At 43.6% G+C, this 23,423-nt stretch carries 18 protein-coding genes; 10 read left to right on the top strand and 8 right to left on the bottom strand.

Translation table 11 applies throughout. The features are described from left to right. Positions 1 to 26 precede the first annotated feature (26 nt). The 8 genes from GGD38_RS07245 (at position 27) to GGD38_RS07210 (ending at position 9,307) form a co-directional block, all read left to right on the top strand. Complete coding sequence (locus GGD38_RS07245; protein WP_375298678.1) at positions 27 to 1,442, top strand: L-fucose/L-arabinose isomerase family protein; 1,416 nt, start codon at positions 27 to 29, stop codon at positions 1,440 to 1,442. Positions 1,443 to 1,745: 303 nt separating this feature from the next. Further along, on the top strand, positions 1,746 to 2,576 hold the full coding sequence (locus GGD38_RS07240) for a transketolase (RefSeq protein WP_375298679.1): 831 nt from the start codon (positions 1,746 to 1,748) through the stop codon (positions 2,574 to 2,576). Between the two features lie 142 nt (positions 2,577 to 2,718). Beyond that, entirely contained in the window at positions 2,719 to 3,678 is a 960-nt protein-coding gene (locus GGD38_RS07235; protein WP_375298680.1) for a transketolase family protein, read from the top strand. Between the two features lie 48 nt (positions 3,679 to 3,726). Then, positions 3,727 to 4,683, top strand: coding sequence for a D-ribose ABC transporter substrate-binding protein (locus tag GGD38_RS07230; RefSeq protein ID WP_375298681.1), 957 nt, complete (start codon positions 3,727 to 3,729; stop codon positions 4,681 to 4,683). A gap of 3 nt (positions 4,684 to 4,686) precedes the next feature. Continuing rightward, on the top strand, positions 4,687 to 5,322 hold the full coding sequence (locus tag GGD38_RS07225) for a DUF2291 domain-containing protein (protein WP_375298682.1): 636 nt from the start codon (positions 4,687 to 4,689) through the stop codon (positions 5,320 to 5,322). Then, on the top strand, positions 5,323 to 6,837 hold the full coding sequence (locus tag GGD38_RS07220; RefSeq protein WP_375298683.1) for a sugar ABC transporter ATP-binding protein: 1,515 nt from the start codon (positions 5,323 to 5,325) through the stop codon (positions 6,835 to 6,837). Beyond that, complete coding sequence (locus GGD38_RS07215) at positions 6,837 to 7,814, top strand: ABC transporter permease (RefSeq protein ID WP_375298684.1); 978 nt, start codon at positions 6,837 to 6,839, stop codon at positions 7,812 to 7,814. Before GGD38_RS07220 ends, GGD38_RS07215 begins: the two co-directional genes overlap by 1 nt. A 5-nt stretch (positions 7,815 to 7,819) precedes the next feature. Further along, positions 7,820 to 9,307 (top strand): FGGY family carbohydrate kinase, encoded by a 1,488-nt coding sequence (locus tag GGD38_RS07210; protein ID WP_375298685.1) that lies wholly within the window; start codon positions 7,820 to 7,822, stop codon positions 9,305 to 9,307. Between the two features lie 118 nt (positions 9,308 to 9,425). On the opposite strand, the gene GGD38_RS07205 is transcribed toward GGD38_RS07210, so the two are convergent. From GGD38_RS07205 to GGD38_RS07185, 5 genes are all read right to left on the bottom strand, one after another. Then, positions 9,426 to 10,271: a hypothetical protein gene (locus GGD38_RS07205; protein ID WP_375298686.1), complete on the bottom strand. Its 846-nt coding sequence runs from the start codon at positions 10,269 to 10,271 to the stop codon at positions 9,426 to 9,428. 110 nt (positions 10,272 to 10,381) lie between these two features. Further along, entirely contained in the window at positions 10,382 to 13,327 is a 2,946-nt protein-coding gene (locus GGD38_RS07200) for a histidine kinase (protein WP_375298687.1), read from the bottom strand. Positions 13,328 to 13,332: 5 nt separating this feature from the next. Next, entirely contained in the window at positions 13,333 to 14,079 is a 747-nt protein-coding gene (locus GGD38_RS07195; protein WP_375298688.1) for a LytR/AlgR family response regulator transcription factor, read from the bottom strand. A gap of 150 nt (positions 14,080 to 14,229) precedes the next feature. After that, positions 14,230 to 16,122, bottom strand: coding sequence for an FG-GAP-like repeat-containing protein (locus GGD38_RS07190; protein ID WP_375298689.1), 1,893 nt, complete (start codon positions 16,120 to 16,122; stop codon positions 14,230 to 14,232). A gap of 495 nt (positions 16,123 to 16,617) precedes the next feature. Beyond that, on the bottom strand, positions 16,618 to 17,295 hold the full coding sequence (locus tag GGD38_RS07185) for a (4Fe-4S)-binding protein (RefSeq protein WP_375298690.1): 678 nt from the start codon (positions 17,293 to 17,295) through the stop codon (positions 16,618 to 16,620). Between the two features lie 174 nt (positions 17,296 to 17,469). Here GGD38_RS07185 and GGD38_RS07180 point away from each other — a divergent pair, with 174 nt between their 5' ends. Beyond that, positions 17,470 to 18,816: a DUF1565 domain-containing protein gene (locus GGD38_RS07180; RefSeq protein WP_375298691.1), complete on the top strand. Its 1,347-nt coding sequence runs from the start codon at positions 17,470 to 17,472 to the stop codon at positions 18,814 to 18,816. Position 18,817: 1 nt separating this feature from the next. Here the strand turns inward: GGD38_RS07180 and GGD38_RS07175 are convergent, their stop codons facing one another. Genes GGD38_RS07175 through GGD38_RS07165 form a run of 3 tightly spaced genes read right to left on the bottom strand, consistent with a single transcriptional unit; the run spans position 18,818 to position 22,256 of the window. After that, positions 18,818 to 19,975, bottom strand: coding sequence for a radical SAM protein (locus GGD38_RS07175; protein ID WP_375298692.1), 1,158 nt, complete (start codon positions 19,973 to 19,975; stop codon positions 18,818 to 18,820). A 10-nt stretch (positions 19,976 to 19,985) separates the two neighbouring features. Further along, the gene (locus GGD38_RS07170) at positions 19,986 to 21,632 is read right to left on the bottom strand and encodes a hypothetical protein (RefSeq protein ID WP_375298693.1); all 1,647 of its coding nucleotides are present in this window, start codon (positions 21,630 to 21,632) and stop codon (positions 19,986 to 19,988) included. 18 nt (positions 21,633 to 21,650) lie between these two features. Then, on the bottom strand, positions 21,651 to 22,256 hold the full coding sequence (locus tag GGD38_RS07165; RefSeq protein ID WP_375298694.1) for an outer membrane beta-barrel protein: 606 nt from the start codon (positions 22,254 to 22,256) through the stop codon (positions 21,651 to 21,653). A gap of 191 nt (positions 22,257 to 22,447) precedes the next feature. Between GGD38_RS07165 and GGD38_RS07160 the strand changes: the two genes are divergently transcribed. Next, positions 22,448 to 23,284: an ankyrin repeat domain-containing protein gene (locus GGD38_RS07160; protein WP_375298695.1), complete on the top strand. Its 837-nt coding sequence runs from the start codon at positions 22,448 to 22,450 to the stop codon at positions 23,282 to 23,284. Positions 23,285 to 23,423 lie beyond the last annotated feature (139 nt).

The raw sequence follows: 23,423 nt of genomic DNA, 5'->3' as shown, positions 1-23,423 counted from the left end.
TGCCACATAACGGAAACAATACAAGAATGAAAACGAATGCTAAAACAACGCTCGGTGTTATCATTGGAAACAGAGATTTCTTTCCCGATAAATTAGTGGCCGAAGCGCGCACAGAGATCGTTGCCCTGTTTGACAAACTGAACATTACCCCCATCTTATTGACCGATGCCGATACCAAACTGGGTGGCGTTGAAACGTTTAAAGAAGCACAACGTTGTGCCGACCTGTTTAAAAAACATGCCGACGCTATACAAGGTATATTAGTTGTGTTGCCCAACTTCGGCGATGAGAAAGGGGTTGCAGAAACTATAAAGCTCGCTAACCTAAACGTACCCGTGCTGGTGCAAGGTTATCCCGATGACCTGAATAAAATGGACGTGGTGAACAGAAGAGATGCCTGGTGTGGAAAGATCTCTGTTTGTAACAACCTGTATCAATTTGGTATAAAATATTCTCTCACTACAAAACATGTGGTTAGTCCGAACGATGAATCTTTTATTGCCGACCTAAAAAACTTTATTGCCGTTTGCCGCGTGGTAAAAGGTATGCGTAATGTACGTATTGGTGCAGTAGGTGCAAGACCCGGCGCTTTCAATACCGTACGTTATAGTGAAAAGATCCTGCAACGCAATGGCATCTCGGTTACAACAGTTGACCTTTCTGAGATCCTGGGTAATGCCAATAAATTAACAGCCGACCATGCGCGCGTAAAAGAAAAGCTGGAAGGAATTAAAGCATATACATCTACAGGCAAAACGCCTAATGACAAACTTATTCAGATTGCCAAGTTAGATGTGGTGCTGGCTGATTTTATGGCTGAGAATGCACTCGATGCTACGGCCATTCAATGCTGGACATCTTTACAACAGAACTATGGCTGTAACGTGTGTACCAACATGAGTATGATGAGTGAGAATATGCTGCCCAGCGCCTGTGAAGTAGATGTTACCGGAACGCTGAGCATGTATGCTATGCAGTTAGCCTCTGGTTCGCCCAGCGCGTTGGTTGACTGGAATAACAACTATGCCGATGACGATACCAAATGCGTATTGTTCCATTGTGGTAACTGGGCCAAATCATTTTTACCCGATATTCAAATAAGCACGGCGCCGATCCTGGGAACAACTGTGGGTGTTGAAAATACCTACGGCGCTTTGGAAGGCCGCACACCCGCTATGCCGCTTACTTATGGTAGAATAAGTACCGATGATAGCTTGGGGATTATTAAAGCGTATGTGGGCGAAGGTGAACTTACCAACGATGCGCTGAATACCTTTGGTAACCGCGCCGTGGCGCAGATCAATAACCTGCAAGGCCTCATGCAGTATGTATGCCGCAATGGTTTCGAGCATCACGTAGTTATGAATGCCAGCAAAACAGCGGGTATTCTTACCGAAGCGTTTGATAATTATTTGGGCTGGAAGGTGTATACGCATGGGTAGTTGACTGGTTAACAAGTTGACGAGTTAACAAGTTAACAAGGAAGTTGAAATGTTGATAGAGGTGATAAAGGCAAGGAAAATTTTGCTATGAAAAATCCCCTCCCCCTTTCGGGGGAGGGGTCAGGGAAGGGGGCCAATTGCCGATTCACGATTCACGATTGCCGAAAAAGCGCGAGCCTCGAACCTGAGCGGCCATTTCACGTCTGCCGTTTCACGTTTCACGTAACCGCGAGGCTAGGAAATTCGGCGACCATTGCCGATTGCCGATTCACGATTGCCGATTCACGAAAGAACACACTTATAATGAATAAGAATGAATTAACAAAACGGTCGGTTGATTACCGTAAAAAGATCCTCAAATACATCGTAGGCGCCAATGCCGGGCACACCGGCGGTAGCCTCAGTTGCATCGACATTCTGAATGTGTTGTACAATCATGTTTTGAAGGTGTCGCCGCAAACGTTTACGTCACCCGACCGCGACCGGTATATTCAAAGCAAAGGACATTGTGTGGAAGCATTGTTTGTTGTGCTCGCCGATAAAGGATTCTTTCCCGAAGAACACCTGGAAACACTTTGTAAGTATAGATCGCACTATATAGGCCATCCTACAAAAAAAGTAAAAGGTGTTGAGCAAAACACCGGTGCGTTGGGCCATGGCTTACCCATAGCTGTTGGTAATGCCATTGCCGCCAAGCTCGATAAAAAAGATTATAAAGTATATACCCTCATGGGCGATGGCGAATTGCCCGAAGGTTCAAACTGGGAAGCTGCTTTAACGGCTGCGCACTACAAGCTCGATAACCTGTGTGCCATCGTTGATAAAAATACTTTACAGATCACTGCACCAACTGCAGAGGTATGTAATACCGATCCGCTCGATGAAAAATGGAAAGCATTTGGTTGGGCTGTGAAGGAAGTTGATGGGCACAATATAGAAGCGCTTAAAGAAGCCTTTGACAGTTTGCCTTTTGAACCCGGTAAACCAAGTGTGATCATTGCCCATACCGTAAAAGGCAAAGGCGTGAGCTTTATGGAAAATAATCTCAAGTGGCACCATGGCGTGCCGAATAAAGAAGAGTATCAATTGGCGATGAGCGAATTGGAAAATAGCATGCTGAATGCTGCAGTGTGAAGAAGTAGGAAGAAGATGCCGATAGCAGTGAGCCTGTGACCTGTATTCCCGGCAACAGGAACCCGGTAACCTGTAACATCATTTTAGTAAAACAAAAGCTTTTTTAACAAGCCCTGTAACATGTAACCTGTAACCTGAAAGAATGGCTAATATAGAAACAACAGATCCGAACGGATATAAACCCAACCAGGAGATCTTCTCTGAAGTGCTGCAGTCGCTGGCTGCCACCGACCGCAACATTATTGCTGTAACCAGCGATTCGCGCGGCTCAGGTAAACTGGTGCCCTTTGGTAAAAAGTATCCTGAGCAAATAGTTGAAGTAGGTATTGCCGAGCAAAACCTGGTAGGCGTAGCCGCCGGTTTGGCTGCTGCAGGTAAAAAAGTGTTTGCTGTTTCACCGGCCTGCTTTTTAACCGCGCGGGCATTGGAGCAGATCAAGAATGATGTGGCGTATAGCGACAATCCCGTCACAGTAGTAGGCATCAGCGCGGGCGTAAGCTATGGCGCGCTTGGTTCTACCCATCATAGTCTGCACGACTTTGCCGCACTTCGCGCTATAAATAATATTACGGTGGTTGTGCCGGCCGACAATTTTGAAACGGCACAGGCTACTGCGCTGGCGGCGCAAACAAACAGTCCCGTTTACCTTCGGTTTGGTAAAAAGGTTATGAGCACCCTGAAAGAAAACAACGACGATGCATTTGTTTTTGGCAAAGGCCGGGTGATCACTGAAGGAAACGATGCTGCTATTATTGCATGTGGCGAAACGGTGTTTCCTGCTGTGCAGGCAGCGAAATTACTGGCGGCCCAGGGAATACATGTTACCGTAGTAAGCATGCATACCATTAAACCGCTCGATACCGATCTGCTGGCAAAACTGGCGCAGCAATGCAAAGCCGTTGTTACCGTAGAAGAGCACAGTGTGTATGGTGGATTGGGTGAAGCCTGCGCTTCATACCTGATGCAACATGGTTTGCACAAACCTTTCCGCATTATTGGTATTCCCGATGAGTATACCGTAACCGGTTCGCAACAGGATATCTTCAATCATTATAATATTACCAAAGAAGGAATTGCCGATGTAGTGAAAGAATTGTTATAGCCTAAAGAACAGGATGGCCAGCCAGCCAATAACCATTAATTTTTACAAATGATACGAAGCTTGCCGCTATATGTAAAAATATCATTGCTTAGTTTGCTGATAATGTTTGTTCAATGTAAACAACAGCCCAAAGCAAAAAACGGGAAAAAGCAGATTGCCGTTGTAGTTTCAACACTTAATAATCCCTGGTTTGTATTTCTGGCCGAAACCGCTGCAGCCAAAGCCACGGCATTGGGTTACGATGCCAAAATATTCGACTCGCAGAACAATACCGCTACAGAAGGCGATCATTTCGAGAATATAATTGTTGCCGGTTTTGACGCCATTCTTTTCAACTCAACAGATGCCAATGGCTCGGTAGCCAATGTAATGAAGGCCAAAAAAGCAGGCATCCCTGTTTTTTGTATGGACCGCGAGATCAATGCTACCAATGCCGCTACTTCACAAATATTATCCGACAGTTATTCAGGTGCAGTAGCCATAGGCACCAACTTTACCCAGCAGTTACGAAAAAAAGGCCGCTATGTTGAACTGCTTGGCCTGGTAGGTGATAACAATACCTGGGCGCGCTCAAAGGGTTTTCATAGTGTAACCGATAATTATCCCGGTTTGCAAATGGTGGCCCAGCAAAGCGCCGACTTCGATCGCAACAAGGCAATGGAAGTAATGGAAAGCATTTTACAGGCGCACCCCGATATCGATGCGGTGTTCTGTGGCAATGATGGTATGGCTATGGGCGCTTATCAGGCACTGGTGGCAGCCGGTAAAGCCACCAAAGTAAAAGTGTTTGGTTTTGATGGCGCCGAAGATGTGATCACCGCCATTAAAGAAAATAAAGTATACGGCACCGGTATGCAGTTTCCCAAAGTGATGGCCGAAACCGCAGCACAGTTTGCCGATGAATATATAAAGGGTAGAAGGGATTTTCCGCAGAAGATACCGGTAGCAGTTGAATTAGTGACACCCAAAAACATCAACGATTATATTGCCTACGGAAAAAAATAAAGTATGGCCAGGAAAATAGTAAAATACCTGTTGCTGACGATTGTTATAGGATTGCTTGCCTATAAATCGGTATTTATAATAAAACTCAGTGAGCTGCAAACAATAGAGCCCAAAGCATTTGATGCTCCCGCTTTTGTACAACAGCTTTGGGAAAACAAATTACCCGCCCTCCTCAATAGCGCGCTTACCCTCGATACGTTACAGGCAGCATTGAAAGTCAGCCCGGCCCAAACATTCGACAGTCATTTTAACTCCATGAGCATTGGTAACGTGCGGTATGGATTATTAAAAGTAACCGGCAAGGTGCTTTCGGTAAATGAAGATGATGTGGAAGTGTTATTTGGCAGTAAGGATAACCAGCATACCGTTAAAATAGCAACGGAGTATGTATATGGCAACGCGCTTCGCGATGCATCGCGGCTGGTGAACATAAAAGATTTTGTGAACACTACCGACCTCAACAAAATTTCAGAAGAACTGAATAAGAAAGTGCGCACAAAAGTGTTGCCTGCATTTAAAGGTACTGTACAAAAGGGTGATAGTGTTGTTTGTACCGGCGCCATAGAACTTAACCAGGCACACTATTCACTGGATGATCTGGAAATTATACCTGTTCAATGTAAAATCATTCAGCACTAAATGTTGATCGCACAAAACATAACGAAGAAGTTTGCCGGGGTTACCGCCCTTAATAATGTGAACATGGAATTACATCCCGGTAAAGTGAACGCCATCATTGGCGAGAACGGTGCGGGGAAGTCGACCCTGATGAAAATATTATCAGGGGTGCATGTTGATTATGAAGGAAGCATTATTTACAATAACGAAACGCTGAAACTTACCGGTACCAAAGATGCAGAGGCCAAAGGCATTGTGATCATTCACCAGGAACTGAACCTGGTGCCTGGTTTAAGTATCACAGAGAATATATTTCTGGGGCGTGAACTTTGTAATTCGTTAGGCATTCTCGATAAACGGGAAATGACAAAGGAAGCGAAGAAGTTATTGGAGAAAGTAAAGTTAGATGTTGATGCCGGTGAGCAGGTTGGTGAATTGAAGGTTGGGCAGCAACAATTGGTTGAAATAGCCAAAGCCCTGCATACAAAAGCCAGCGTGATCATTATGGATGAGCCCACATCGGCCATCAGCGATAAGGAAGTAGACAACCTGTTTGTAATTATTAATGAGTTGAGGAACGAAGGCAAAACCATTGTTTATATTTCTCATAAATTAAAAGAACTGTTCACCATTGCCGACCGGTTTGTGGTAATGCGTGATGGCTGTTCTATAGAAAGCGGACTGATGTCGGAAATGACGCAGGATGATCTGATAAGAAAAATGACCGGCCGCATAGTAAGTGGAACAAAGGAAGCTAACAGCAAGGTATGTTGCGAGCCGGTATTGCGGGTGCAGCATATCAATTTAAAAAATACTTCGCGGCATGCGGCCAATGTGTTGACCGATATTTCCTTTACACTACATAAAGGCGAGATAGTTGGTTTATACGGACTGATGGGCGCGGGTAGAACTGAGTTGATGGAAACCCTGTTTGGGTTACATCCTAAACGTGCAACGGGTAATATCTTCGTTGATGAGGAGCCGGTACAAATACAATCGCCCATACAGGCCATTAAACATGGTATTGCATTGGTGCCGGAAGACAGGAAGGCACACGGCCTTATTCTCGATCAGAAGATAAAGACCAATATAAGTATCACTATCCTGAACCAGTTGGAGAAATGGGGTATTGTGCTGCACAATAGAAAAGAAACAAATCTTACGAAAGAGTACATACAACAACTGGGTATTAAAACACATTCGGAAAATAATATTGCCGGCAACCTGAGCGGTGGTAATCAGCAAAAGATAGTACTGGCCAAATGGCTGGCTACCCATCCGCGTATACTGTTGCTCGATGAGCCAACGCGTGGTATAGATATTAATGCACGGTTTGAAATATATAACCTGATGAAAAAACTGGCCGATGCCGGTATGGCCATTCTGCTGGTGTCGTCTGAATTACCTGAAATACTCACGGCAAGTGACCGTGTGCTGGTGATGGCTGAAGGAAGATTGACGGCCGAAATGCCAATTGCTGAAGCTACGGAAAGCAATATACTTAAGTATGCCATACAACATAATATTACAGCCTGATGATTGCGATTCAAAAAAATAACACGCTTAACCTTGCCCGGCTTCAATCGCTGATTGCGCTGGTTGTTCTTTGTATAATCATTGCCGTTTTGAGCGATAAATTCCTGACCATGGATAATGGCTGGAACGTGTTGCGCCAGATCTCAGTGAACATATGCATCTCTGTAGGTATGACGCTTATTGTACTTACGGCGGGTATCGATCTGTCGGTAGGGTCGGTTTTGGCGTTATGTGGCGCCATTACCGCCGGATTATTAAAGAACGGCATCAAATTACCAAGCCTGGATCTCTTCATTGGTTTTACTTTGTTGGGTTCTTTGCTGGCAGGTATTATTGCCGGCGGTGCGCTTGGGCTGTTTAATGGTTTTGTGATCACGAAATTCAAAGTGCCTCCCTTTGTAAGCACGCTGGCCATGTTGACCATTGCCCGTGGATTAACTATGTTGTGGACGCAGGGGCACCCTATCAGTAACCTGGGAGCGCCATTCTCCATGATAGGTGCCGGTTGGTTGTTGGGCATTCCTGTACCGGTGTGGATTGCCGGCGTAGTGGTATTGCTGGCGATATTTATAACCCGGCAAACAAGATTGGGCAGATATATTTATGCCATTGGCGGAAATGAGAATGCGGCTATATTATCAGGTATCAGCATTAATAAAGTAAAACTAATTGTATACGGCATTGCCGGTGCCCTGGCTGCCGTAGGTGGTATTATGGTAACCTCGCGCCTCGATAGTGCACAACCCAATGCCGGCACCGGTTATGAGCTCGATGCTATTGCGGCCGTTGTAATTGGTGGTACTTCTTTATCGGGGGGCAAAGGTAGTATTGGTGGAACCGTAATGGGTGCCGTGATCATTGGAGTGCTGAATAATGGCCTCGTATTATTGAACGTATCTCCCTTTTGGCAACAGGTAGTAAAAGGCGCGGTGATCCTTATTGCCGTGATCATTGATAAAGGCGGAAAAAAGAAATAAGCAGCATGAACAGTAAGCAACAATATGTATTATCAATAGACCAGGGAACAAGTAGTACGAAAACGATCATCTTTAACGAACAGGGAAAAGTAATTGCACGTGGGCATGAGCCTTTGCATACACACTACCTCGCTGATGGTTTTGTTGAACAGGACCCCCAAGTGATTGTACAGAATGTGCTTGCCTCGGTAAAGCAATGCGTTGAAGAGTTTAAACGGCAGTATAGGGATGTTAGCTCAATAAAAGCTATTGGTATTTCGAACCAGCGCGAAACATTTGTTGTTTGGGATAAAACAGGCAAGCCATTATACAATGCCGTGGTATGGCAATGCAAACGTTCGGTTGATATTTGCGAACGCATGAAGCCATTGCCCGTGGCCGATGATATTAGAACAAAGACCGGACTGCTGGTTGATCCTTATTTCAGTGGCACCAAACTGGTTTGGTTATATGAAAATGTAGCAACTGTAAAAGCTGCTATCGATAAAGGCGAAGCTTACTTCGGTACCATCGACAGCTGGTTGCTGTACAAATTCACCAATGGAAAAAGTTATTATACTGATTACACCAATGCAAGCCGTACCCTGTTCTTTAACATAGCTACGCTCAATTGGGATGCGGAGCTATTGCAATCGTTTAACCTGCGATCGTTGAACCTGCCAACCTGTGTTCCTTCTTCTTATATGTTTGGCGAAACCAATTTATTGGGTTTATTAAAAGAGCCAATACCTGTAACCGGCATGATCGGTGATTCGCATGCTGCTGCTTTTGGCCAGGCATGTTTTGAGCCCGGTTCTGCCAAAGCCACATTGGGAACCGGTTGTTCGGTTATGATGAATATTGGCGATAAGCCAAAAGCCTCTGCCACCGGTATGGTTACTACCATTTGCTGGGCAACCGAGCAGCAGGTATGTTATGCGCTGGAAGGCGTTATTGTTACCTGTGGCGCTACCATTGAATGGTTGAAACAATCGTGGGAGCTATTTCATGATAGCCGCGAAACAGAAGCCATGGCAACTGCTGTGGAAGACAACCAGGGTGTATACCTGATACCTGCATTTAGCGGATTGGGCGCTCCTTATTGGGAAATGAACCGTAAGGCCAGTATTCATGGATTAACATTTGCCACTACCAAAAATCATTTGGTGCGTGCTGCGCTGGAAAGCATTCCCTACCAGATAAAAGATGTAATAGGCGCTATGGAAACAGATGCGGGTTTGTTATTGAATCAATTGATGGTCGATGGTGGAATAACCGGTAATCGTTTTGTGGTACAGTTCCTTTCAAATCAGTTGAACCGGAAAGTAGTGATCAGCGGATTTCCCGAAGTGTCGGCCTTAGGCGCGGCGTATATGGCAGGTTTAAAAGCAGGCGTATATACCGGGTTAGATCAGTTGCAGCAATTAAAACTTATTAAGGATAACTTAGTGCCTACTGATATTGAGGTGAATAAGGAATGGTATGATGGATGGAAGAAAGCAGTTAGTTCGTAAGTTATTCAGTTGTTCAGTTCGTGAGTTTGCTATTAGTTGTAAATAGGCGTGCCACGGTTACGAACCGTGACACGCCTGCTAAAATCTCAAAATCCCTAAATTCCGAAATCAGAAATTTTTATTGAGCCGGGTGCTCCATTTCTCCATAGGCGCTGCCAAGTGTACTCAGCCATTCATATCTGTCAGTGCTAAGCACTTTAATAGTTGATATAAAGGTGCCTTGTGAGCTGGTAGTCTTAACTTGTGTGTCGTTGTTCAGGAATTCCCAGTTGCCGGTATGAGTAATGCCATTTTGATCGATCTCTGTGTAGGAGCCATCTGTGTTGTATTTAACCCGGTTTGACGTGAGATTGAGCGGGCTATTGGTTTTATCAGTTTTCCAGATGAGTGAAGGAGTTGCCTGATCGAACCCGCTAAAATATTCAGTGTAGGTCCAGGGGCGTGAAGTTAATAATGCCCTTTTTCCGCCAGTAGTATCTATTGCCTGGTTTTGAGGTACCAAAATACCATAGCGGCCGGTGCTGCTGTCTAACCATTCATACCTGTTTGAAGTAAGTTGCTGAATGGTTGATGTAAAAGTTCCCCGTGAACTGCTAACCTGAACTTCTGTGTTGTTATTCAGTAAGCTCCAGTACCCGCTATAAGCTATGCCATTCTGATCGATCTCGGTAAAAGTATTATCAGAAAAGTATGTCACCCGGTTCGATGCGAGGTTTAAGGAGTTAGTGCTTCTGTTGGTTTTCCAAACCAGTTTGGTTGGGTTCACATTGAAATCTAAAAAATATTCATAATACAACCAGGTTTGGCTGGTAAGAAGATCTGAAATGGTAGAACTGATCCTGCTTGATTTGGTATTGGTTGATGCAGTTTCTGCCAAAGCATCGTCGGGGGTGTTCAGTGACTTGGAACAGGAAACAATTACTAAAGAATAACAGAATAAGGTAAATGTTAATAGCTTTTTCATTTTAATAAAGTTTCAGCCAAAATACAGCACTATAACGCAAATGTTTATGAGAAGTAACGAACGCGTTATTACATAGCCGCGTAGTTTTAGTAATAGGCGCGTTTGTGCAGTCAGCTGAAAAAGCTTTCTTCCATAAATAAAGGCAAAGTAATTATAACCCGCGTGCCTGCCGGGGAATATGTATCGTCAAAAATATCTGAGATCTCTATGGTGGCAGCTCCTTTATAAAGTTTATTGATAATGTCAATGCGGTCTTCAGTAAGCGCCATGCCTTTTGAGGAATATTCTTTTAAAAATTCTTTCAGACCGTTTTTTTTCATGGCCGCTGCTGCTTTTCTGCCTATACCATTGTCCTCCACGCTTATCTGAAGTTTTTCTGCCGCTTTTTGGATCCTTATGCATATTAACCCTTTGTTACCTGATTTATGTTGCAGGCCGTGTTGCAATGCATTTTCAACAAACGGCTGTACAAGCATGGGCGGCAGCATTATGATCAACGGGTCAATGCCGTCTTCTATCACAAATTGATAATCTATTTTGTTTTCATAACGCATTTTTTCGAGCGCTAAGTAGGACGTCAGATAATCTGCCTCTTCTGCAAGTGTAACCAGCGATCTGGAAGAATTATTTAATGTCATACGGATGAGTTTTCCCAGCCCGGCTATGTATCTGTTGGAAGTGGTAATGTCTCCATCGAAAATAAACAGCTGAATGGAGTTAAGACAATTAAAAATAAAATGAGGGTTCATTTGCGAGGTGAGGGCCGTATTTTCCAACTCAGCCATCTTGTGCATCAGCCTTTCTTTTTCCTGTTGTTTTCTGCGGATACGGGTAATGCGCCATGCCGCCAGCCACCACAACAAGGCAAGTGACAGTATCCAAACGCTGATGACAAACCAGGTTTTTTTCCAGAATTGGAGAGTAACGGTTATTGGCACACTGATTATTCGGCTTGTGTTGCCGAATTTGTTAACGGCCATCAACTCCAGTTTAAAGTTGCCTGATGGAAGCTCAGGATATTCAAGATATGGGTCCTTCGTTTCCCTCCAGATGGTATCTATACCTGTCATGCGATACCGGTACATGATCTTACCGGCAGAGCGGTATGAAATAGCGGCAAATTCAACGCGAAGCCGTTTATTGGTATACGGTATTACCAGGCTGCCAGAATCTGCTATCCGTTCGCGTTCCGAATTGATCAGTGATAACAGCGAAATGCGACATGCTTCGTTACGTAAATCATTTTTCTCGTCAAAAAAACTAAGTCCCGCAGATGTGCCAACATAAATGCGTGAGTTGTCTGCAAACAGTGTATTCACCATATCGCTTGCCAGCCCGTCCATATAAGTATACTGAGTTACAGGGTAGCCTGACCTGTTAAGGTCAATTTTGTTCAATCCCTTGTCCGTTCCAACCCATAATATATTGTTATGCACCAGTAGCGTTCTGCATATATCACTGGTTAAACCCTGCTGTTTGGTAATCGCAATTACCTGTCTGTTGTTTTTAACTCCTATAATACCTGCATCGTCGTAGGAAGCTATCCATAATATGCCATCTTTTGATTCGGTAATTGCTGCGATTCTTTTTTGCAGAAACGGAATTTCCTTTCCCAGGAAAACGAGCGGTCGGTCTTTTACCCATCGGTAAAGGCCATTAAGCGTCCCGATATAAAAAGTATCATTTTTATTATATGCTACTGTGACTCTTTCACGCAAAAGCGTGTCTGTGATCTTAAAATCATGCCCATTAAAAGTAAAAGCGCCCGATTGGGTTGCCAACAATACCTCTTGCTTATTTATACGCGCAATTGATTTTACGGCAACGTTCAATTCACGGACATACCGATAATCCCGGGTGCTTTCTATCAGGCCTTGATCTCCCGCTGACCATATCTTATTTTTATCTACAGTATCAATGTATAAAATGCGGTTGGACATATAGTAGAAATATGGCCGGGCGTATTTGAGCGTCAGGTTGGGTAAAGTATATCTAAAAATATAAGTGTGGTTGTCGCCAATCCATAGTTCGTTGCCGATCTTATTAATGGCTGTTACCATCGAATTTTCTTCACCAACTTTTGGGCGAATTGTTCTCCATTCGGAAGAATTAAGGCGGAATATCCCTTCTCCCATGGTAGTAAACCACAGATCGCCGGCCTGGTCGCGGAAGATCCTGGAAACCGGTATGCCTGGTAAGTATCTTTTGCTTTGCCCCGTGTTGATATTATACTCAACACTACCTGACGATTCATTTATATAAGCAAGACTGTCGTCGAGAAGAGAAACGCTGATAAGCCGGTAGTGATATTTATCTGTTGGTAACTTAACGCGTTTATTTTTTTTAAACGACCAGATCTTATATCCGTATACGGAATCTGTTAAGATCAGTCCATAAGGGTTCATTGCTTTGTCGTTGATATAGGGATTACGAACGCTTGCCGGTAACGAGAGTGGCTTTGAAGAAAGGCATTTTGCCGGTGAAAAGTCTATATTTTTTCTAGCGGTTTGGGCAAGAAAATGTCCTGAAGCGCTTTGGCTTATTATCAGGCATTGGTTTACGTGTTCATGGTCAAGTGAGTCTAATTCAATTACAGAACCATTAGCAGCCACCACATGTAGCTTTTCCTTTTGCTTCAATAAAACATTACCGTCATTATCTTCAATGAAATATTCTATATGTCCCTTTAAATGAATGCGGCCTAATAAAGGGTCGTTCTCCTGGTTATATATTTTCCCCTGGAAATAGTAGCATACCGATTTACGGAATGGGGCCATCCATATCCGGCCTTTCGAGTCAGCATAAATTTGTAAGATCTCGAGGTCGGGCAGGCCATCTTTGGTAGTAAAGTTTTTAAAGCGGGTGCCATCGAAACGACTTACACCTGTTTCTGTGCCTGTCCAAATAAATCCATCCTTATCCTGTGTAATGCAATAGACTGTAGCGCCTGCCAATCCATCGGTTATTCCATAGTGCAGGTAACTATATTCCTGGGCAACAATAATACGGGAGAATATAAGTGTATAAAAAACAGTCAGCAATAGGGTCTTTGACATATTGTTTACTTCAGGAGCCGCTTCAAAAAATCTTCCCGGCGCCGGAAAGCTACTTCAATGGCGGTGCCATCTTCCATATGAACGGTTCCGCCTCTTCCTTTTTGATAATTTTGAATCCTGTTCAGGTTAATGATATGCGCATTGTGCACCCGGTAAAAGATATTTGCAGGCAGTAGATCTTCATATTCTTTAATTATCCGGGTTGTTATTAATTGTTCTCCGTTACTGAGATATATTTTGGTGCAACTGCCACTTGCCTCCAGGTGCATGATGTCTTTCATTACAACGAATGAGAGACCATTCATTGTAGGAACGGCCATTTTTTGGTCGGTTACTTTTAATGCCTGAATATTTTCCTGTAAGGCTTTCAGATTTTCCAGTATTTCCTTTTCATGCGATCGTTTAGTTACTTTTTTGATCGCCCTTTGCAGGTCTGTTGCGTCAACCGGTTTAAGCAGGTAATCTACAGCGCAGAATTTGAAAGCCTGTACCGCATGATTGTCCGATGCCGTTACAAAAATTATCTGAAATATAATCTCGTTTAAACTGCTAAGCAAATCGAAAGCGGTTTCATTATTGATGGCAATATCAAGCAGCACCAGGTCGGGAGAGCAGGAAGAAATAATTTTAATTGCGGATTGTACGCTATCGGCCTCACCAACGATCTCCACTTCGGGGCAGTGTGCCGATAATAGGTTTTTCAAAACACGAATGCTTGTAACTTCGTCATCTACCAATAAGGTTCGAACCATAACTACTGAATCCTTTTGCAAAATGCAATATAACGCAAATTGAGGACATAGACATTTCGAGATTTCTGATTTAGGGATTTTGAGATTTGTCGTAAGGTAACACCCTAAGAAATCTCAAAATCCCTACATCCCGAAATCAGCAATTCAATTTTAGTTAGCAAAGTAGTTCCTCAACTCTCCACTGTTCTCTCCATAGTTCCAACGCACCTGATCTGCCTTTCCATCTCCATTAATATCGTTGAAATAAAAAAATGTGTTCTCGCTTTGTGATGTGCCGCGTAAGGTATGAATGGGTCCGTTAAAGGCGCCTGATTCAGAATAATATACTTTCAGGAAGCCGGTATAGTTATCGGGGTTCCAGTATACCTTATCGGCGCGGCCATCGCCGTTCATATCGGCAAAGTAGAAACGCGTATTGCTTAAACCACTGGTAGCTGAATTACTGAACGATGCGTTGGCGGTAAAGGTGCCATCGCCGTCAGAAAGGTATACCATGGTTTTGCCACCATTAAGATCGGGATGCCAATAGATCTTATCTGTTTTTCCATCACCATTTACATCGGCATACCAGAATTGCGTACCGGCAGTAGTGCTGGCGCCTTCAGTGCCCGATACAACCGTACCGCTAAAGCTGCCGCCGGAAGTGGCTAAGTATACACGGGTATGGCCATCGTCATAAGTAGAGTTCCAGTAAATTTTATCTGCTTTACCATCACCATTTACATCGGCAAAATTGAACAGCGTAGTAGTGCCTGCGCTGGTCCCTTCCGGATTGTCAACGGCAGTAGCGCTGAAATTACCACCACTGGTGGCCAGGTATACAAGTGTGTGCCCCGAATTCAACGCAGGGTTCCAGCGAATGAGGTCAGCTTTTCCATCCCCATTGATATCAGCATAATAATACCTGGTGGTAGATGATGTTGAAGCGCTTGCTGCGTGCGTTACAGCTGTAGCTGCAAACGTTCCATTCCCATTCGATAAGAACACACGTGGCTTACCGCTATCGAAGGTATAGTTCCAGTAAATTTTATCGTCATCGCCATCGCCGTCAACATCGGCAAATTTGTAAACGGTAGCAGCGCTGGCGCTAATACCATTGGCATCGGTATGCGCACCACCAAAGATGTCGGGTATATACGTTGCCATAACCGGGTAGTGGTCAGATGGCCATAACGTTTGCCCGTTTACGGTATAGCTTGTAGTGATCACTTTTGATGTGGTGAAGGCCAGGTTACGCGTGCTCAGGATGTAATCGATCTTGGCATCGCCGGTGGCATCCCAGCCGTGAAAGGTGGGGTCGCCGGCTGAATCAAAAAGTGCATCCACCATGTTGAGGCCGCTGGAGTTTTTAATGATCGACATTTCGGCTGTGCCGGGTTTGGCGTTAAAGTCGCCCATACAAATGACTGGTAAGTTGGCCGTGTTGTTGTTCTGAATGTTCAGCAGCACTGTATCGGCGTCGAGCTGGCGCTCAGCAGAGCTTACGGTGGTCCAATGGCTGTTCACAACAAAATAACTGTTGGCGGTGTTCAGCTTGTCTTGCAGCACCACCCATTTGCCGGTGCGAAAGTCGGGCGTCATCATAGTGAACCAGCCTGCACTGGTGCGGGTAAAGCGCGAGTTTTTGTAATAGATCGTTTTGGGCGAGCCGTTAGAGGTACCACTTTTGTAGTAACCATAACCGGCTGCCGTCAATTGGGTATTGAACCATTCTTCAATATCGGTAACGGCAATTTCCTGTAAGCCTACAATGTCTACGTCGTTATCGAGGATCACATCGAGGCAATAATCTTTACGAACGTATTGCGAAAAGGGATCGCCGGCGGCGTCATTTCTGACGTTGAATGACATAACCTTAATAGGGTTCATGTCGGAGATCAACGATTCGGTACTGGCGTTACGGGCCGTTTTTTTCGTTTCGGCATCGTCCTGGAACTGTTTTTTACAGGCTGTGAAACAGAGGGCCAACGCCAGGAGCCAGCCTGCTCCAAGAGCAATAGGGTGCTTCTTCCCACCGGGGAGGGTTGAATTTGCTTTTTTCATGATGACAGTGTTTTAGTGGATACTTGTTTTGATTAGATTTTCAGGTTATGGAAATAGATAACTCATTATTGATTGACAATAATTAAATTATAGGGGAATGAATTAAAACGGGCATTCCCGCGTGCACGCGGGACCAGATGTGTTTCAGGCTATTTGCAAATAGGAGCGCTCATTGCACAGGAGTCAAAGTAACTGTAATTTAAGTTTAATAAACTTAAAATGTTAAAATAGTTAAGAGAAATAAAGTTGTAGAAACAAATAATTAAAGATTATTTAATTGACTTGGTGGTAGCGGGATGTTTATGCGTAGTGGGAGGAAGGTTTAAAGGTTGACGAGGGGTTGAAAAGTTGATAAAGTTGATATGGTTGATAGAGGAGTTATTTGATAATTGGTTGATTTAGTATTTGGGAGGCGGGCAAAAGAAATCGGTCCGCCAAGGGCGGACCGTTTGAAAAGCCTGTATTTACTTGTCAACATGTTAACTTGTTAACTTGTCAACCTGCATCTTGTGAAGACGGAGTAGAACTTTCAGAATTATCATTCTTAACCCACGACAACGCCCCCGTAGGGCACTTCTCCACCTGCGCCTTTATTGTTTCCGAGTCGGCGCCGGTCATAGTTACCCAGGGCCTTGTTTTTAAATTGAACACACCAGGCAATTGGGTTACGCAACGGCCAGAATGTTTACAAAGCTCCGGTTTCCAAACCACGGTGATATCGCCATTGGTATACTTTAGTTTCTTGTCAACGTCCTCATCGTGATATACATAACTTCTCACTTTAACCGTGTTCTCCAAGATTTTTGAAATGGGACATTGTTGCGCAATTTCAAGCAGCCTGTCTTTTTTCTCTACTTCAAGCCCTTCGGGAAAAGTAATATCGCGATCGATAAAGGTGGTTAGTTCATCGTCTTTTTTTGTTTGAAACAGGTTGGCGTTCACTTTAATGACAGGTATGTCCCAGCCCTTTCTCTCAATATACATGCGCAGAGTTACCAGGGTGCAGGACACCAGCGATGATAATAACAGTGTGAAGGGGTCGGGGCCAGTGTCCTGGCCACCGGTTTTTACCGGTTCATCGGCAATGAATTCGCCATTCCGCCATTCAATAACACATTTGTATTTTTCGGTACCAAGCGTGCCGTGCACCGGTTTTTGTAATTTATATTCCATGTGGTTACATTTCGAGGTTCTCTAAGTAAAACAACTGTTGCAAAGTCGCAATTTTTTATAGATTATAAACATTAATTTACATTTTTCGCTAAAGTAACCATTGTAAGGATGGCGCAGGATGGTTTTCGCTGGCAGAAAGGATAATTTAACCGGCACAAAACGCTTACTGCCACTATGATAATAAAATATGCCATAGCTGCTTTCTTCTGTATGCTGGCCACCTCTTTTATACCTGCATTTAGTAATATATATTATGTGGCCACCAATGGCAGTGATGCAAATACCGGCGCCATCAATGCGCCCTTTTTAACTATTCAACGGGCGCAAACTTCAGCAGCAGCCGGCGATACGGTATACATACGGGGAGGCACTTACGTAATGACCACAGCGCAAATTGCACAATATTCAGGGATCTGGGCGTATGTTACCTTAATAAGTAAAAGCGGAACACCTGGCAATAGAATTAAATACTGGAATTATCCCAATGAACGGCCTGTGTTTAATTATGAGAATATTAAACCTGCAGGTTTTCGCATTCATGCTTTTGAGGTAATGGCTTCATGGGTGCATTTAAATGGAATAGAAGTGACAGGCGTGCAGGTTACCATAACCACGCATACACAAAGTGAGTGCTTTGATAACCAGGGCAGCGACAATATTTATGAAAATTTGAGTATGCACGATGGTAAGGCCATTGGCTTTTACTTAACCAGGGGTGGCAACAACCTCATTTTAAATTGTGATGCTTATAATAACTGGGACGATGTTTCGGAAAATGGCCGGGGCGGCAATACCGATGGTTTTGGTTATCATCCCAATAAGGATCAGGTTGGTTATACCAATAACATATTCAGGGGGTGCCGGGCCTGGTTTAACAGTGATGATGGCTTTGATTGTATCAATGCATTTGAGCCGGTTATTATTGAGAACTGCTGGAGTTTTTATAATGGATACTCAACTGATTTTGTAAGCCGGGGCGATGGCAATGGGTTTAAGATCGGTGGTTTTGGCGTAAAGGATTTCAGCAGATTGCCGGCAACCATTCCCCGCCACGTTGTTCGTTTTTGCCTGGCGGTTAAAAATAAAGCAAGCGGGTTTTATGCCAATCATCATTTGGGTGGCAATAACTGGTATAACAACTCCGCTTACCTAAATAGTGTGAATTATAATATGCTCAACAGAAGTGAAGATCATACATCGGATGTACCGGGTTTTGGGCACCAGCTAAAAAATAACCTGGGCTGGGACGCACGTAATACCGAATTTAATAATCTGAATACTGCTACCAGTAATGCAGACTTTAACTATTTTACTTTGCCGGTAACGGTAACTAAAGATGATTTTTCAGGTATCGATCTTAATTTATTGACAGCTCCCCGCCAGGCAGATGGCAGTTTGCCTAACAATGACTTTATGCGCCTGCTTCCTTCAAGTGATTGTATCAACAAAGGCGCCGCGGTTGGTTTGCCTTATAATGGTCCCGCGCCCGATCTCGGCTGTTTTGAATCAAACGTTCAATAAATTATGCAATACGTCCAAATCGCGGGCATTGATTTTCTTTATGCGGAAGGGCCTGTTCGCCTTTGCGAATATGTTCAATGATATTAAATGATTTGGTATGGCAAAACGGACAGGCATGCACATCGCCGGCCGAATCGATATATACGCTGCGGCTACCCGAAAAACAGCCAATACGCCGTTGGTGATAACCATGGTACATTAAAGTAGGATACTTTTTGTATGCGGGATCATGATTTACTTTTTTAAAAACCTGCTCCACCTGTTGTAAATGTATTTCTTCCAGTAATACATTGGCATTTTCATAGTGGCCAACCTGTACCGGTTCCAACATTTGTACAAACTGTACCCCCAGGTTATGTGCAAACTCAATATAGGGTAACAGGTTACCTTCGGAAATAAATTGTTTGGTAGCGCAAACGCTCAGCGCTGTTACAAGCCCTTCCTGCCGGGCAGCTTTTACAGCCTCAACGGCCATCTTAAAAGACTGCGTATGGCCGCGAAAAAGATTGTGAAGTTCAGGAATATGATGATCTATGCTTACTACTACACCTCTACAGCCTGCTTGTTTCAGCAGTTTTGCATTTTGGGTAGTGAGGTTAAAACCTGAAGTAAGTACCCAGCATTCGCTTTTTGCGCTGGTATAAGTGATTATTTCAAGCAGGTCCTTTATGCGTACCATGGGTTCGCCGCCACTAAAGTGAATTTGCAACACATCCTGTTGCTGATATAGTTGAACTGTTTTCAGCAACTCTTCTTTGGTAAATGATTCTTTTTGATTGAGGTTATCCCATTCAAAACAATGCTCGCAACGCATAGGACATTTGCGGGTAATGGCCAGAAAAATAAAGGAAGGTTTTTCTGCAGAAAGGTGTGGATTGGTATGCCGAAGTAATTCCCGCTTAATTACATTGCTATAGGCTTTAGATGGCCAGCCTGGTGAGTAGATGCTGTAATAATAACGACCGGCAACTTTAAAGATCTTGGTCATGTTGCCGCCCCAAATGGCATCACGGGTGCCGATCATATGTTTGTAAACTTTCCAGATAGTTGCCGGCTTACGCAATGCTAAAACAGCTAAACAAAAGATATTACATTTTATAGCGAGATTAATAAGGTGCTGTTTGATGGAGCCCGGTGCGCCATTGCTTATCGTTTGCATATTTCCGATTTTAATTTTGAGAAAGCGCTGCCAGTTGCGAATGGTTAATTTGTTGGTAACGTTGTTTACTGAAAGTGGTAAAGGCATCGCGCTGTTTGAACTGTTGAAGAAATGCTTTGTTTATACCGCCTTTGAAATGCCGTACATGTGTATAGTAACCCTTTGTATGCAGTATAAAGGTTTGTGTTAAGGATGTGTCGTTTACCGGAATATAATCATACGTCAATGTAGCGATATTGCCGGGTACCGGTTGCTCGCAGTAAATGCCATCGTCTTTTTGCAACAGGGGCAGCACATTTTTGTTTACTTCATCCCAGGCGGTAACGGGTATATATTCTTTAATGGCAAATGCTTCATTGGGTGAATAATCTATGCCTACGTGATCTATTTCCCAAAAGAGAAAACCGCTCGATAGTTTAACCTGTAGTTCTTTCTCCAACGGCAGGTCGTGTAAAGATACCACTACTTCGCGCGTAGTAACGGGGCCTATGGTTGTAAGGCTGGCCATTTCCTGCCAACCCGTGTTGGTTTTAACGGAAATGCGCAATGGTATTTGTTGTTCTTTTACCCATTTTAAAAGTTCGGCCGGCGATCGTTTGGTTTGCTGTTTTATATAAATGGGGTAGAACCGGCCAAAGCCTTGCGCCAGTTCGCCGTACAGGTAATCGAGCCAGTAAGAGTTCTTAATGTTAAGTACCAGCTTTGCGGTTACTGTCTCAGCGGGTTTATGAAACTGAAGTTGTAATTCGTTTTGCCCGTTTGCGTGGGAAGTATCATCCATAAGTTGCAGTACCTGGTCTTTCCGTTGCAGTAATGGCGAAAGGTTCAGCTGTTTATTATTGAGCCATGCGGCATGCGGTGCTTCGGTTTTACCTATGCTATAAATATGTCCGGTTTCATCGGCCAGTATGTTGGTTTGTTTGCTATGGGTGATAACCATCAGGTTGGCCATATCGGTATACTGGCGTTCCTGTAACTCGTTGCTTATTTTCACTTGTAACTTGCCATTGGCATCGGGTTGCATTTTCAAAGGAAGGTAATCGTGCCGGGCGAGCTGTGGATATATGGCACCGCCATATATTTCTCCCTGAAGCGTGAATTGCCCGCCATCATAAGCATGTACAAACGGACAGGAACTTTTTGTAGCCAAAATAATGGCTGCAAGAATGGCCCAGGTACCAACTGTATAACCAATGCCGCCTATTATATAGCTGTTGGTGGTACGTTTTTTATCTTTTTGAATTACCTCAATTTTTTGTACCTGGTTAAGCGAAAGCGAATATTTTCCCGGACCAACATTGCTCACGCCTGGTAAGTATAAATGTACTTCATTCAATATGCTTGAGGTGAATGGATCTTTTTTTAGGTAGCGTTGCTTGTTGATGTATTTATTTGGTGTTACAAAATGATGCCAGTATGGTAAAGTGTCTAGTGTACAACTTAGCGTGGTATGCTCAGGGTTTATTTGCAGGTTTTTCATATAAAAGCTGGTATTGCCGTTGCGTAATACAAAGATCCGTTCCTGCAATTTCAGGCTGTCGAGGGCTTGTGCTGCCTGGTTTTTATCTGCCGTGTTTACTTTCAATGCCTGATAGTAATTATGGCAGCCTGTGCAAACGCCGGCAATAAGGATGGCGATGGTAATGAATAGCTTCATGGTGTTGTTTTATACTGTTTAGAACCAATAACCAATAGTTAAACCGAAGTAGTGGTTTTTCATGTTTCCACCATATGATTTATTGGGGGCTATGTTCTTTAATCCTTGTGTATAATTTAGGCAAATGCTGGCGCCAATGGGCCATTCATAACCTGTCATTACATTCACTCCTATATCATTGCCCGTATGGCTGTCGTAATCGTTTTTATTCAATAAGAAGCTGATAACAGGTCCGGAGCCAACGAGTACTTTATTTTTTTTAAGCGGAAATTCATATAAAAAGTTCACGGGGATATCAATGTAATAGAAGGGGATATTTCTTCCCCAGCCATAGACCGTAGCATAACCCGGGAAATCACTTGAGCGAGTGCCTTTGGGCACATATTCGACGGAAGGCCTTATTGAAAATCGTCCTTTCAAAGGTATATGAAGAAATACGCCAAAGGTTACGCTGATTTTTGTATTGGTATTAACTGCCTGGCCGGCGGCTTTGACAGATATATTAGAAAATGCTGCCCCGAGCTTTACTCCAATGTGTGGCTTTTGTGCATGGGCTGTGGTGAATGAACAAATGATGATCAGTAATAGGTAGTGCTGAATTGGTAGCGTTCGTTTTGGCTTCATATAAATACGTTCAGGTTCATGAACAGGGTATGGAAATCACAACAGGCCTTTGTGAAGAGAGGTAAGAGGAGAGAACAAATAATCCCTAAGCCAAATGTAATTTATTTTTAATGTTGCCGAAGGCGGCTTTTCCTGATTGTCATTAGGATTTTACGATTGCCCAATTGCCAATTGTTTTGTAGATTACTAAAATGAAAAAGCCTACGCCTGTACTCGCTTTCATCTGTTTTTTATTGTTGGTTGGTTGCGGTCGTTTTGATAATGACCTGTTTGATGCGATTACAAAAAATGATATTGCCAGTGTAGATCATTTAATAAGAAAAGGCGTGGATATAAATAAGAAAGATGCGGAAGGCCGTACGCCTTTGTTCCTGGCATCGTTGCTGGGTGAGAAAGACATAGTGCACCTGTTGATCGTACATGGTGCGCATTTAGAAGATAAAAATAAGTTTGGCGAAACCCCATTATCGATAGTGGCCACTAAAGGCTTTAATGATGTTGCCGGTATACTGATCGAAAATAAAGCCAATGTAAATGCGGTTAATATAGACAGTGTAACGCCCCTGATGTATGGCGCCAGTTATGGTTATAAAGGCATTGTTGATATGTTGTTACAACACAAGGCAATGGTAAACGCGCGTAGTAAAGAAAAACTAAGCCCATTGGTATATGCCTGTTTAAATGATCATATTGAGGTGGCGCACGAATTGATAGCGAACGGTGCCAATGTTAATTATACTATGCAGGACAACGAAACCATTTTGATGATGCTTTGTACCAAGGGCTATGTCGAACTGGCAAAGCTGTTAATAGATAATGGCGCTATGGTGAATGCCAAAACCACCTACCAGGCCACTGCGCTTATGGCTGCCTGCCGCAACCGCCATGCAAATGTGGTAAAACTACTGCTTGCCTCCAACGCCGATCCTTCAATAAAAGATGAGAATGGTGAAACTGCATTGGATCATGCTAAGCGAGCGCAGGCTACGGAGATTGTTGAGTTGTTAGAAGGAACTGGTATGAAGTGAGGTTGATGAAGCAAGTTGACAAGTTAACACGTTAACAAGTTGACAAGGGAGTTGAAAAGTTGATGAAGGTGATAGAGTTGATAAAGGATTTCTGCGCAGCAGATTGATTAATAGTTGACAGGTGAGGGGCCATTTCACG

The sequence above is a fragment of the Niastella sp. OAS944 genome (assembly GCA_024809215.1).
Classification (GTDB): domain Bacteria; phylum Bacteroidota; class Bacteroidia; order Chitinophagales; family Chitinophagaceae; genus Niastella.
This window is presented reverse-complemented; position numbering and strand designations above follow the sequence as displayed.

Excerpts from the sequence above, each read along its gene's own strand:
- GGD38_RS07245 (WP_375298678.1), top strand. The coding sequence starts at position 27 with ATGAAAACGAATGCTAAAACAACGCTCGGTGTTATCATTGGAAACAGA.
- GGD38_RS07240 (WP_375298679.1), top strand. The coding sequence starts at position 1,746 with ATGAATAAGAATGAATTAACAAAACGGTCGGTTGATTACCGTAAAAAG.
- GGD38_RS07235 (WP_375298680.1), top strand. The coding sequence starts at position 2,719 with ATGGCTAATATAGAAACAACAGATCCGAACGGATATAAACCCAACCAG.
- GGD38_RS07230 (WP_375298681.1), top strand. The coding sequence starts at position 3,727 with ATGATACGAAGCTTGCCGCTATATGTAAAAATATCATTGCTTAGTTTG.
- GGD38_RS07225 (WP_375298682.1), top strand. The coding sequence starts at position 4,687 with ATGGCCAGGAAAATAGTAAAATACCTGTTGCTGACGATTGTTATAGGA.
- GGD38_RS07220 (WP_375298683.1), top strand. The coding sequence starts at position 5,323 with ATGTTGATCGCACAAAACATAACGAAGAAGTTTGCCGGGGTTACCGCC.
- GGD38_RS07215 (WP_375298684.1), top strand. The coding sequence starts at position 6,837 with ATGATTGCGATTCAAAAAAATAACACGCTTAACCTTGCCCGGCTTCAA.
- GGD38_RS07210 (WP_375298685.1), top strand. The coding sequence starts at position 7,820 with ATGAACAGTAAGCAACAATATGTATTATCAATAGACCAGGGAACAAGT.
- GGD38_RS07205 (WP_375298686.1), bottom strand. The coding sequence starts at position 10,271 with ATGAAAAAGCTATTAACATTTACCTTATTCTGTTATTCTTTAGTAATT.
- GGD38_RS07200 (WP_375298687.1), bottom strand. The coding sequence starts at position 13,327 with ATGTCAAAGACCCTATTGCTGACTGTTTTTTATACACTTATATTCTCC.
- GGD38_RS07195 (WP_375298688.1), bottom strand. The coding sequence starts at position 14,079 with ATGGTTCGAACCTTATTGGTAGATGACGAAGTTACAAGCATTCGTGTT.
- GGD38_RS07190 (WP_375298689.1), bottom strand. The coding sequence starts at position 16,122 with ATGAAAAAAGCAAATTCAACCCTCCCCGGTGGGAAGAAGCACCCTATT.
- GGD38_RS07185 (WP_375298690.1), bottom strand. The coding sequence starts at position 17,295 with ATGGAATATAAATTACAAAAACCGGTGCACGGCACGCTTGGTACCGAA.
- GGD38_RS07180 (WP_375298691.1), top strand. The coding sequence starts at position 17,470 with ATGATAATAAAATATGCCATAGCTGCTTTCTTCTGTATGCTGGCCACC.
- GGD38_RS07175 (WP_375298692.1), bottom strand. The coding sequence starts at position 19,975 with ATGCAAACGATAAGCAATGGCGCACCGGGCTCCATCAAACAGCACCTT.
- GGD38_RS07170 (WP_375298693.1), bottom strand. The coding sequence starts at position 21,632 with ATGAAGCTATTCATTACCATCGCCATCCTTATTGCCGGCGTTTGCACA.
- GGD38_RS07165 (WP_375298694.1), bottom strand. The coding sequence starts at position 22,256 with ATGAAGCCAAAACGAACGCTACCAATTCAGCACTACCTATTACTGATC.
- GGD38_RS07160 (WP_375298695.1), top strand. The coding sequence starts at position 22,448 with ATGAAAAAGCCTACGCCTGTACTCGCTTTCATCTGTTTTTTATTGTTG.